The organism is Sphingobacterium wenxiniae (genome assembly GCF_900116225.1).
GTDB classification, from domain to species: Bacteria; Bacteroidota; Bacteroidia; order Sphingobacteriales; family Sphingobacteriaceae; genus Sphingobacterium; species Sphingobacterium wenxiniae.
In genome coordinates this window covers 39,973-52,161 of record NZ_FOZZ01000002.1, presented here as the reverse complement: position 1 = coordinate 52,161, position 12,189 = coordinate 39,973, and the positions used below count along the sequence as shown (strand labels likewise).

Genomic DNA, 12,189 nt, shown 5'->3' with positions numbered 1-12,189 from the left:
AATAAGTTTGATTTTTATTTTTTTCATGTACTTTTACAGTGTATAAATAATATTTTTTTGACAAAAATCAATCTTACACCATAAAAAAATGTCAACTTTACGTTTTAAAGCAGCACAATCTGCTGCATCAAGATCATTAGAAGAGGTAGAAAAAATAGAACCTCTAAAATCTACAAGTATTTATGGAAAAAACGTGTTCACCATTGCTAAAATGCGTGATTACCTTCCAAAAGACACTTACAAAGAATTAGTACACGCTATAAACGTAGGAACGCCTATATCCCGTGATATCGCAGAATTTATTGCGCAAGCAATGAAAACCTGGGCTTTGGCCAATGGTGCTACGCACTACACACACTGGTTTCAACCATTGACTGGTTCTACTGCTGAAAAGCATGATGCTTTCTTTGAACCTGATGATAATGGACAAGCGATCGAGAAATTCTCTGGAGATTCTTTGGTACAACAAGAACCCGATGCTTCTTCGTTTCCAAATGGTGGTATACGTAATACATTTGAGGCACGTGGTTACACTGCTTGGGATCCATCCTCTCCTGCTTTCATTTTTGAAACAGTAGCTGGCAAAACCTTATGTATCCCAACTGTTTTTGTTTCCTATACGGGTGAATCGTTAGATTATAAAGCTCCTTTGTTGAAAGCGATTGCAGCTATCGATAAAGCTGCTACAGATGTAGTACAGTACTTCGATAAGTCTGTAACAAAAGTCAATGCTTCCTTGGGTATCGAGCAGGAATATTTCTTAGTTGACCTTTCTTTATATAACGCACGTCCGGACTTGCAGTTGACTGGCCGTACTTTATTCGGCCACATGTCCGCAAAAGGCCAGCAATTAGAAGATCACTATTTCGGAGCTATTCCTGAACGCGTATTGGCTTATATGGTTGATTTGGAGAATGAAGCCTTGAAATTGGGCATTCCACTGAAAACCCGCCATAACGAGGTTGCTCCTTCTCAATTTGAATGTGCGCCGATGTATGAGGAAATCAATTTAGCCATCGACCACAACCAATTGCTCATGAACTTGATGGAGCAAATCGCTATACGTCACCATTTCAAAGTATTATTGCACGAAAAACCATATAGCGGTGTAAATGGTTCAGGTAAACACAACAACTGGTCCTTGATTACCAACACAGGTATCAACTTGTTGTCTCCAGGCAAAACCCCTAAGAACAACCTCATGTTCTTAACTTTCTTTGTCAATACAATCAAAGCAGTACACACATATGCTGATTTGCTGCGTGGTTCTATTGCCAGTCACAGTAACGATCACCGCTTGGGTGCCAACGAGGCTCCTCCGGCAATCATTTCCATCTTCCTGGGATCACAATTGGATGAAATCTTAGAAGAAGTAGAATCTGCACGTGTGGCTAAAAAAGTGAAGAACGAAGCTAGCTTATGGCACGGGATTCCAAAAATTCCGGAATTGAAATTAGATACCACCGACCGTAACCGTACTTCGCCTTTCGCCTTCACGGGTAATAAATTTGAATTCCGTGCAGTAGGTTCGGCAGCCAACTCGGCTCAGCCAATGACCATTCTGAATGCTATCGTTGCGGCACAGCTTGTAGAATTTAAAACCGAAGTCGACAAACAGATCAAAAAAGGAACGAAAAAAGACTTAGCTCTTTTGAATGTTGTTCGCAAATACATCAAAGAATCCAAAGCAGTACGTTTCGAAGGCAACGGATACAGCGATGAGTGGGCACAAGAAGCTGAAGCAAGGGGTTTGTCCAACATCAAATCTACACCAAAAGCGCTTGACGTATACGTAAAAGAGGACATCTTAGAACTTTTCGAGAAATTGGGCATCTATACGAAACGTGAATCCGAAGCTCGTCATGAAATTTTGTTGGAAAACTTCTTCAAAAAATTACAAATTGAGGCTCGTGTTATCGGTGAGGTTGTAACCAGCCAGATCGCACCTGCTTGTTTCACCTATCAAAATGAACTGATTTCCAACGTAAAAGGCTTGAAAGATTTGGGCTTGGCAAAAGAAGCTTACAGTTCACAACTTAACTTGGTAGAGCGTATTTCTAAGCACACGAACCTCATCCTTGAAAAAGCAGAAGAGATGCGTCAAGAACGTAAAAAAGCTAACAACATCGAAAATGTTCGCGAAAGAGCTATCGCTTATGATGAAATCGTTAAACCTTACTTTGACGAAATCCGTTATCATGTCAATAAACTGGAAAAAATCATTGACGATGCGAAATGGCCATTGCCTAAGCTTCGTGAATTATTGTTCTTAAGATAATTTAGATGACTTTCATCATCAAAGGGTTGTCTTCTGTCCAGAAGACAACCCTTTTTTTATTTAACAGATATTTAACAGCCAATTATAACATTTAACCAACTATAAAGGATACCTTTACTGAAAATACAATTTTCTATAGCCTATTAGGTCTATACAACAACACAGTCTAATACCCTTTTTACATTACATGAAATCAACTGTTAAATTTAACAATGTTAATACATTGTTCTCTAAAACCTTAAAACTTAAAGCCAACGATTATTTCAAAAACACTTCGCAGAACAAAACCGGAAACAGAAGAATTTATATTAAGGCAGCCGTATTACTAAGCAGTATAGTAGCGCTGTACATTATTCTAGTCTTCGTACAACCACACTGGGCTATCAGCATCCCTTTATGTATGTTATTAGGTGCAAATTTGGCAGCTATCGGCTTTAACATCATGCACGATGCCGGACACAATTCTTTCTCGGACAATAAACGCCTGAACACCATATTATCCTACACTTTAAACCTCCTCGGCGGGAATATATATTTCTGGAAGCTTAAGCATAACGTTGCCCATCATACCTACACGAATATCGATGGAGAGGACCACGACATCGAGGTTAAATTTATGCGGATTCATCAAGACCAGCAATTAAAGAAACATCATCGTTACCAACATATCTATTTTATATTCTTATATAGTATCTCCTATTTAGCCTGGATTTTCTATCAAGATTATGAAAAATACTTCCGCCAAAAAATGGGGAAAACTTCAGAAACCTTTCATTTCCCTCTACGCGAAAAAATCATCTTTTGGACAAGCAAAACGTTACATTTCTTGGTGTTTATCGTTATTCCTATGATTTCTGTAGGGGTTTTACCCACATTGATAGGCATTCTAGTGGCTGGAGCCGTTTGTGGCTTAAGCTTGGCAACTGTATTCCAACTGGCACATGTCGTAACAGATACAGAATTCAAAACAATAGATGAGTCCAAGGTAGAGGAAGAATGGATGATTCATCAACTTCAATCCACCGCAAATTTTGCGACAAGGAGTAAAGTACTGACTTGGTTACTCGGCGGATTGAATTTTCAGGTGGAACACCATCTGTTCCCCAAAATCAGCCATGTACACTACCCTGCTATCAATGCCATAGTACAACAAACGTGTAAGGAGTATAATATCCAATATATAGAATACCCAACCTTTTGGCAGGCTTTTCGATCACATATTAAGGTTATACAAGCTATGGCGCGCTAACAAGCATTTCAATTCAACTAAAAAATAAAAAAGAAATATTTGTTATTTACAATTAATTAAACTTACCTTTGGGGCATATAAGGCGCTGCCTCTGCTTTTTCTGACTTTGTTCAGTTCTCGCTTTTTCAGTAGCCATTTTACGTTATCAAAATAATATCTATAGCATTCTGTTGATGGGCATCAAAAGTCTTCAAGCCTGAAATTCTCCTTATTATTTACTGTTAACTGAATAGACAACGTTTTGTCAAAGCAAAACCTTGTTCAAAAAGTAGTTTATACCCTATCATTAGAAAAGGTATATAAGAACCTCCACAATTGGAGTAAAAAAGAAAGAAAAATGACATTCAATATTTTAGGGTTAATAGACACCCTTTTAAAAGCCATCGATGACATGGGTTATACGACGGCAACAGAAATACAACAACAGTCTATTCCAATAATTCTGTCAGGAAAAGACATCATCGGATGTGCACAGACAGGTACAGGCAAAACAGCGGCTTTTACACTTCCTATTTTACAGAACTTAGCCGCAGATAAGCAGAAATATAAACACCCACGAGTTTTAGTTTTAGCCCCTACTCGAGAATTAGCTTTGCAAATTGCAGAAAACGTAGGCCAATACAGCAAGTACCTCCCTATAAAACATACCGTTATCTTCGGCGGAGTATCACAGCACAAACAGGTAGATGAACTGCAACGCGGCACAGATATTCTCATTGCTACTCCAGGTCGCCTATTGGATTTGGTACAACAGGGTTACGCGCGCATCGGAAGTATAAAGACACTTGTTCTCGATGAAGCAGACAACATGTTGGACATGGGCTTTATCCATGATATTAAGCGTATTCTAAAGCATATTCCTGCCAAAAGACAAACGCTATTCTTTTCGGCCACCATGCCACCTCCAATACGTAAATTTGCGAATACCATATTGACCAATCCGGAAGAAATCAACGTCACACCAGTCTCCTCAACAGCTCCTAAGGTTGTACAATCTTTATTCTTTATTGAGAAGAAAGAAAAGGCGGCTTTTCTTATGGAATTGCTCCGGGAAAGTGGTCTGACCCAAACATTGGTGTTTACACGCACCAAACATGGAGCCGATAAACTGGTTAAAGTACTAGGTAAAAATGGTATTATCTCAGCAGCCATCCACGGAAACAAATCGCAGAATGCCCGTCAAAATGCATTATCTTCCTTTAAGAATGGTAAAATAAAGATATTAATTGCTACGGATATTGCGGCTCGCGGAATAGATATACAGGAATTACCACAGGTTATTAATTATGACCTACCGGTAGATGCGGAAACCTATGTGCATAGAATCGGACGAACAGGTAGAGCCGGCAAAGATGGCCTAGCTTATTCCTTCTGTAGTGAAGAGGAAAAACCAGCACTGAAAAATATACAAAAGTTAATCGGCTATCAACTGCCGATAGCACAATAATAAAACAGAAATAAATTAATTCATCAATAAATAATAATACAATGCAAGAAGGAACAGTAAAATTCTTTAACGTTACCAAAGGTTTCGGTTTTATCACACCAGCTAATGGTGGCCAAGATGTTTTCGTACATATCTCTGGTTTAGTTAATGATGTACGTGAAAACGACTCAGTAACATACGATGTAGAGAATGGAAAAAAAGGTCTTAACGCCGTTAATGTACGTGTAGTAGGATAGTTTATCTATAATACATAACGAGACAGAAAAGAAACCTGTCTTCTATTTTTGCTTCATGCAGATGTAGAAGACAGGTTTTTTATTTGAATATTAATTTCTGTTGTTCTGACGCATAAATTTGCGTTATACATCTTTTTCCCCTATCTTGGTCCTCGACTTTAGGGGTGTCTGCAATATTTGCAGGCTGAGATTTACCCTTTGAACCTGATCTGGATCATACCAGCGTAGGAAAAAGTAGATGTCTTCTATGGTGCGTTCTGCACTATTGTGGTCATTCCTAAAGTTTTATGTACACATAGAATTTAAAGGAATGGAAATCACAATCAATCACCAAAAGAAATTTTTCGAAGAACTACCTTCCTCTTTGGAAGCATTGATGCAATTGACAATCCCCGAAGTCCCCAGAGGGATTGCCGTGGCACTCAATAACCAGGTCGTACCACGAGATCAATGGGCATCTAAATCCCTTAGGGAAAACGACACTATCCTTATCATTACCGCCACACAGGGCGGCTAACATTTATCCCCGATTATTTTAATTCAAATAGCTATGATACAACAAACCATTACGAAAGCACCATTTCCAAACTCTAAGAAGGTATATGCCTCAGGAACTTTGTTTCCTATTCAAGTGGCTATGCGAGAGATCAGCCTACAGCCTACAAAATTAAGCAATGGTAAAATCGAATATAACCCTCCTGTTACTATTTACGATACATCAGGTCCTTATACAGACGAAAACGCCGAAATCGATATCCGCAAAGGCTTAACAAGAATCCGTGAGCAATGGATATTGGACAGAGGCGATGTGGACATATTAGATACGATCAGTTCTGAATATGGCCGAGCACGACTAGCAGACAAATCCTTGGACGAACTTCGCTTTGAATACAGCCATAGGCCCAAAGTAGCCAAAGCGGGTAAAAATGTAACACAGCTGTACTATGCCAAGAAAGGTATTATCACCCCCGAGATGGAATATATCGCTATCCGTGAAAATCAGCGTATTGAACAGCAATTAGCCCTTGCATCGGAAGAAATGAAACAGCAACACCCTGGTGAAAGCTTTGGTGCCCGCACACCTGTAGGAAAGATTACCCCAGAATTCGTCCGTGATGAGATAGCTGCTGGCAGGGCTATTATCCCCAATAACATCAACCATCCAGAAAGCGAGCCCATGATTATTGGTAGAAATTTTTTGGTAAAAATCAATGCCAATATCGGTAACAGTGCAGTATCCTCAAGCATCGAAGAGGAAGTGGAAAAAGCAGTTTGGGCTTGTCGTTGGGGAGCCGATACCATCATGGATCTCTCTACAGGGAAAAACATCCACGAAACCCGTGAGTGGATTATCCGAAACTCTCCTGTTCCAATTGGTACCGTCCCGATTTATCAAGCATTGGAAAAGGTCAAAGGAATACCAGAAGATTTAACCTGGGAGATTTTTAGAGATACGTTGATTGAACAAGCTGAGCAAGGGGTCTCCTATTTCACCATCCATGCCGGGGTGCTATTACGCTACATACATCTGACCGCAAAACGGGTGACAGGCATTGTATCTCGTGGAGGCTCCATTATGGCAAAGTGGTGTCTATATCATCATAAAGAGAATTTTCTGTACACCCATTTTGAGGAAATTTGTGAAATCATGAAACGATATGACGTAGCTTTTTCACTTGGAGATGGACTTCGTCCGGGCTCAATTGCAGACGCAAATGATGCAGCTCAATTTGCCGAACTCGAGACTTTGGGTGAACTGACCAAAATAGCTTGGAAGCACGATGTACAGGTCATGATAGAAGGCCCAGGTCATGTGCCTATGCACATGATCAAAGAAAATATGGATAAACAGCTGATAGAATGTGACGAAGCTCCATTTTATACACTAGGCCCGCTAACTACCGACATTGCCCCGGGATATGATCACATCACTTCCGCAATCGGTGCTGCCATGATTGGTTGGTATGGTTGTGCAATGCTATGCTATGTCACACCGAAAGAACATCTAGGCTTGCCCAACAAGAAGGACGTAAAAGATGGCGTAATCACCTACAAACTTGCAGCACATGCCGCTGATTTAGCCAAAGGTCATCCTGGTGCGCAATACCGTGATAATGCATTGAGTAAAGCTCGCTTTGAATTCCGTTGGGAAGACCAATTCAACCTGTCTCTTGACCCCGATACTGCGCGGGAATTTCACGACGAGACGCTTCCGGCAGACGGTGCCAAAGTAGCACACTTTTGTTCGATGTGCGGGCCAAAATTCTGTTCCATGAAAATCACACAGGAGATTCGAGATACTGCTGAACAAGGAATGCAGGACATGTCCCAGGAGTTTATTGAAAAAGGAAAAGAGATCTATATATGATTATCGCTCTTACCCCTGAACACAACCTGCAAAAGGAACATTATTGGCTAAACCGTCTGTTAGAGAATGGATTGGAATATTGTCATATCCGCAAATATCAGCTGGATAAGAAAAGTATGCAAAACTATATTGGTGAAATAGATAAATCGTACCGAGATAGATTAGTGTTGCACACCCATCATGATCTGGCTGAGGAATTCAACATCCACAGGTTACATATTCGGGAGGTGGAAAGGCAGAATGAAAGCTATACGTATCTCAATGGTAATTATATATTATCAACTTCCACACATTCCACAACTGATTTCAATACACTGGACAATCGCTGGCAATATGCGTTCTTATCACCGATTTATCCCAGTATTTCTAAACCAGGATATGGTGTGGTGCAACACGTAAGAGATACGCTTTCGCATAGGCAAAACCACAATACAAAATTGATTGGTCTGGGTGGAGTCGATGCGAGCAACTGTCATCATCTCTATCAAATGGGAATAGACGGAATTGCCCTCATGGGAGCATTGTGGCAAAATAATAATCCATTAGCTGTTTTTTTGAAATGCAAAAAGAAAAACCTATCGTACTAAGTATCGCTGGATTTGACCCCTCTGGTGGTGCTGGAATCTTGGCTGATATAAAGACGCTTGAAAGTCTCCAAGTACAAAGCTTAGCCATCATAACGGCCGATACCTTACAGACAGAGAAAGTATGCTACGAAGTAATTTGGCGTAGTGCAGAAGATATTGAGAAAGGGATTGGTGTTCTGATGAACCACTATTCCATTGATGTCGCAAAAATCGGGATTGTGCCCAATGTTAAAATATTACAAACAATACTGTACACATTACGACAGCAAGCACAACATATTCGTATTGTTTGGGATCCAGTTATCAGGAGTTCATCAGGAACATCTTTTTTCAATGAACAAGACCTACCTAAGCTGGTCAAATTGATGAAATACATCGAGTTGATAACACCAAACTATCCTGAATACGAGCTATTGAAGCCCTATATAAGTCCTTATGGCGGATTGTCAATCTTGATAAAAGGGGGACATCGTAGTGACAACAAAGGCACCGATATCCTCTTACAGAATGACAGGGAAATACGCTTGCTTCCTTCGTCGGATGTACAGGAGATATTTCCAAAACATGGTTCAGGCTGTGTATTATCATCAGCAATAGCTGCCCACCTGGCAAACGGTCAATCACTAGAAGAAGCTTGCAGACTAGGGAAAAAATATGTAGAAAACTTTTTAAAAAGTAGCCCAACTTTAACCGGGTATCACCACAATGAAAGATAGATTACAATACATATCACAAGGACAGACCGCCGCTGAGCAGGAACTGAACATTCGTAAGGCTTTCGACAATGGAGCAACATGGGTACAATTGCGTTGGAAAGAAGCTTCACTATCCGATCTTCTGACCTTAGCAGAAACCGTGGTCATGCAGTCAAAAGCATATGGAGGGGTTTGTATCATCAACGATCATATCCATGTGGCGCAAGCCGTTGAAGCAGACGGTGTACATCTGGGCTTAACGGATGATACTATTACTGAGGCACGGAAATTATTGGGTCCGAATAAGATTATAGGTGGAACAGCAAATACATTGACCGACGTGTCTCAAAGGATACAGGAAGGTTGCGACTACATCGGATTAGGCCCCTTTCGTTTTACAACGACCAAAGAAAAACTAAGTCCAGTATTGGGGTTAGACGGCTATACGTCCATCATGCAAGGATTGAAAGCTAATTTTCACCCACCGATATACGCCATAGGCGGAATTCAATTGGAGGATATTCCTCTATTGAGGTCAATTGGTCTCTACGGGGTCGCTGTTTCAGGTTTAATAGGCACTAGTCCTGATTGTATTCCTAAAATAAAGACTTTGTTAAACTCCTAGTGAAAAGAAAATGGAATTAGAAATGTAAAACAAAATAGACATGACAAACTTAACTATAGCAGATAAGCCTTTTTCTTCCCGCCTATTCTTAGGAACGGGTAAGTTTGGGAATTTAGAAGTAATGAGACAAGCCATTATCGCCTGCGAATCAGAATTGGCAACTATGGCATTAAAGCGGATCAACCTGCAATCTGAAGCCGATAGGTTTCTGGATGCTTTACAGATTTCAAATGTGAACCTCCTCCCCAATACCTCAGGAGCTCGGACAGCTGAAGAAGCTGTCTTAGCAGCACAACTGGCTAGGGAGGCTTTGGAGACAAATTGGGTAAAATTGGAAATCCACCCCGACCCTCGTTATCTATTACCTGATCCCATAGAAACGCTAAAGGCAACGGAGACATTGGCTAACTTAGGCTTCATCGTGATGCCTTATATACATGCTGATCCAGTTCTTTGCAAGCGCTTGGAAGAGGCTGGAACGGCTGTTGTGATGCCATTGGGAGCCCCCATAGGCAGCAACAAAGGCTTACGCACACAGGATTTTTTGGAGATCATCATCGAACAGAGTAGAGTTCCTGTGGTCGTAGATGCTGGCATAGGCGCTCCTTCAGACGCGGCCAAGGCCATGGAGATTGGAGCAGATGCTGTTCTGGTAAATACTGCAATCGCGGTAGCACAAAATCCCGTACAAATGGCGATAGCTTTCAAGGAAGCTGTAAAATCTGGCAGGAGAGCTTACGAAGCTGGATTGGCAATGCCACATACTGAAGCATCAGCCTCAAGTCCATTGACGAGTTTTTTATTAGGAGAATGAAGTTGTTATAAAACATGAGATCATTTAAAGAAATCTTTGAGCAGTATAGTTGGGACGAAATAAAAAAACGTATTTACGCCGTTACTCCAGAAGAAGTACAACACAGCCTATACAAAAGGAAGAAAACATTGGCTGATTTCCTAAATCTTTTATCTCCTGCTGCATCCACAGAGTTGGAAACAATGGCGAGAATAACGCAAAGCACTACACAAAAGCGTTTCGGAAAAACCATACAGCTCTACGCGCCTTTATACTTGAGCAATGAATGTCAGAATATCTGCACCTACTGCGGTTTCAGTATGGACAACGGTATTCGGCGAAAAACATTGAACAATATCGAGATCTTATCAGAAACCTTTGCTTTGAAAGAGATGGGCATAGAACATGTCTTGCTGGTAAGTGGAGAAGCCAATAAAACCGTCGGCATTGATTATTTTCTAAATGCCATCCAATTGTTACGGCCACATTTTGCACATATCTCCATCGAGGTACAACCCTTATCTGAGGAAGAGTATCGGGCATTGCACGAAGCAGGAGTGCATTCCGTTTTGGTCTACCAAGAGACGTATCACCAAGAAGTATATCAACGATATCATCCGAAAGGTAAAAAATCAAACTTCAGCTTTCGTCTCGAAACTCCCGATCGTATTGGTCAAGCTACCATGCACAAGATAGGTCTTGGTGTCTTATTGGGGCTGGAAGACTGGCGAGTAGATAGTTTTTTCAATGCGCTACATATCGATTATTTACAACGGCAATATTGGCAGACAAAGTATTCCGTCTCTTTTCCACGTTTACGTCCAGCCGAAGGAATCATCGAACCCAATTTCATAATGGAAGATCGCGAGCTTTTGCAATTGATCTGTGCCTACAGGATTTGGAACGAAGACCTGGAATTGTCGGTTTCAACGCGTGAAAATGAAGCCTTCAGAAATCACATCATCCACCTAGGAGCAACCACGATGAGTGCTGGTTCTAAGACTAACCCAGGAGGATATAGTGTGGATAAGCAATCTCTGGAGCAATTTGAAACCAGTGACGAACGCAGTATGGAAGAGATAAAAAAAATTATTCGTGAGGCAGGCTATGATCCTGTTATGAAAGATTGGGAGCATTATTTATGAATGAAGAAAAGGTTTTTAAACGTTACAGTCGACAAATCTTCATCGAGGAGATCGGGGTAAGCGGGCAACGAAAGATTATGGCGGCAAAAGTATTGATTATCGGTGCAGGGGGACTGGGAAGTCCTGTTATACAATATTTGGCAGCAAGTGGTGTAGGAGAAATTGGCGTAGTGGACGATGATTGTATAGAACTACATAACTTGAACAGGCAGGTTATCCATTCCGAAGCACAAGTAGGCAAAGCGAAGGTGGATAGTGCGGTACATTTCGTGCAATCTTTGAATTCTGCCATCAATTTAATTCCAATCCACGCAAAAATAACCAAAGCGAATGCCCTTGACCTTATTCGGGATTATGATATCGTGGTTGATGGTTCGGATAACTTTACTACACGTTACCTCGTCAATGATACATGTGTCATCTTAGGAAAACCGTTAGTATATGGTAGCATATTGGCTTACGAAGGCCAAACGGCCGTCTTCAACCTACATGGGAGTAAAAATTTGCGGGATATTTTTCCTGAGTCACCAAACGAGGACCTGCTTCCTGATTGTGACAGCCGAGGAGTTCTCGGCCCTCTAGCGGGTATCATCGGATCGATGATGGCTATGCATGTGTTGAAAATAATTACAGGTTTGCCTATCGCCATCAACACCTTGACTATCGTCGACACGTATCATGAAAAAACAGATCAAGTCGTGTTTTAGTGTCTTAAAATTACTAAAACAGGAACGCGATTTTCATCGCGTTCCTATTTTATATCAAT

General features: G+C 40.9%; 12 protein-coding genes and 1 riboswitch. All 12 genes read left to right on the top strand.

Features of this window, described 5'->3' with window-relative positions; genetic code table 11:
• The first annotated feature begins 88 nt into the window (after positions 1-88).
• Positions 89-2,278, top strand: a complete 2,190-nt coding sequence (locus BM375_RS02630) for a glutamine synthetase III family protein (RefSeq protein ID WP_093363630.1) — start codon at positions 89-91, stop codon at positions 2,276-2,278.
• A 187-nt stretch (positions 2,279-2,465) separates the two neighbouring features.
• The gene (locus tag BM375_RS02625) at positions 2,466-3,527 is read left to right on the top strand and encodes a fatty acid desaturase family protein (protein ID WP_093363629.1); all 1,062 of its coding nucleotides are present in this window, start codon (positions 2,466-2,468) and stop codon (positions 3,525-3,527) included.
• Positions 3,528-3,864: 337 nt separating this feature from the next.
• Positions 3,865-4,974 carry a DEAD/DEAH box helicase gene (locus tag BM375_RS02620; protein WP_093364039.1) on the top strand — a complete coding sequence of 370 codons (1,110 nt, stop codon included), beginning with the start codon at positions 3,865-3,867 and terminating at the stop codon, positions 4,972-4,974.
• Between the two features lie 41 nt (positions 4,975-5,015).
• The gene (locus tag BM375_RS02615) at positions 5,016-5,210 is read left to right on the top strand and encodes a cold-shock protein (RefSeq protein WP_093363628.1); all 195 of its coding nucleotides are present in this window, start codon (positions 5,016-5,018) and stop codon (positions 5,208-5,210) included.
• A 150-nt stretch (positions 5,211-5,360) separates the two neighbouring features.
• Positions 5,361-5,458, top strand: a riboswitch (TPP riboswitch).
• Between the two features lie 62 nt (positions 5,459-5,520).
• Positions 5,521-5,727, top strand: coding sequence for a sulfur carrier protein ThiS (gene thiS / locus BM375_RS02610; protein WP_093363627.1), 207 nt, complete (start codon positions 5,521-5,523; stop codon positions 5,725-5,727).
• 33 nt (positions 5,728-5,760) lie between these two features.
• A complete protein-coding gene (gene thiC / locus BM375_RS02605; protein ID WP_093363626.1) occupies positions 5,761-7,578 on the top strand; it encodes a phosphomethylpyrimidine synthase ThiC in 1,818 nt (605 codons plus the stop codon).
• Complete coding sequence (locus BM375_RS02600; RefSeq protein WP_093363625.1) at positions 7,575-8,165, top strand: thiamine phosphate synthase; 591 nt, start codon at positions 7,575-7,577, stop codon at positions 8,163-8,165. Before thiC ends, BM375_RS02600 begins: the two co-directional genes overlap by 4 nt.
• Positions 8,138-8,881: a hydroxymethylpyrimidine/phosphomethylpyrimidine kinase gene (locus BM375_RS02595; RefSeq protein ID WP_093363624.1), complete on the top strand. Its 744-nt coding sequence runs from the start codon at positions 8,138-8,140 to the stop codon at positions 8,879-8,881. The genes BM375_RS02600 and BM375_RS02595 overlap by 28 nt, the downstream gene beginning before the upstream one ends.
• A complete protein-coding gene (locus tag BM375_RS02590; protein ID WP_093363623.1) occupies positions 8,871-9,485 on the top strand; it encodes a thiamine phosphate synthase in 615 nt (204 codons plus the stop codon). The genes BM375_RS02595 and BM375_RS02590 overlap by 11 nt, the downstream gene beginning before the upstream one ends.
• Before the next feature lie 40 nt (positions 9,486-9,525).
• On the top strand, positions 9,526-10,299 hold the full coding sequence (locus tag BM375_RS02585) for a thiazole synthase (RefSeq protein WP_093363622.1): 774 nt from the start codon (positions 9,526-9,528) through the stop codon (positions 10,297-10,299).
• Positions 10,300-10,313: 14 nt separating this feature from the next.
• The gene (gene thiH / locus BM375_RS02580; RefSeq protein ID WP_093363621.1) at positions 10,314-11,423 is read left to right on the top strand and encodes a 2-iminoacetate synthase ThiH; all 1,110 of its coding nucleotides are present in this window, start codon (positions 10,314-10,316) and stop codon (positions 11,421-11,423) included.
• Positions 11,420-12,130: a HesA/MoeB/ThiF family protein gene (locus BM375_RS02575; RefSeq protein WP_093363620.1), complete on the top strand. Its 711-nt coding sequence runs from the start codon at positions 11,420-11,422 to the stop codon at positions 12,128-12,130. Before thiH ends, BM375_RS02575 begins: the two co-directional genes overlap by 4 nt.
• The last annotated feature ends 59 nt before the right edge of the window (positions 12,131-12,189 follow it).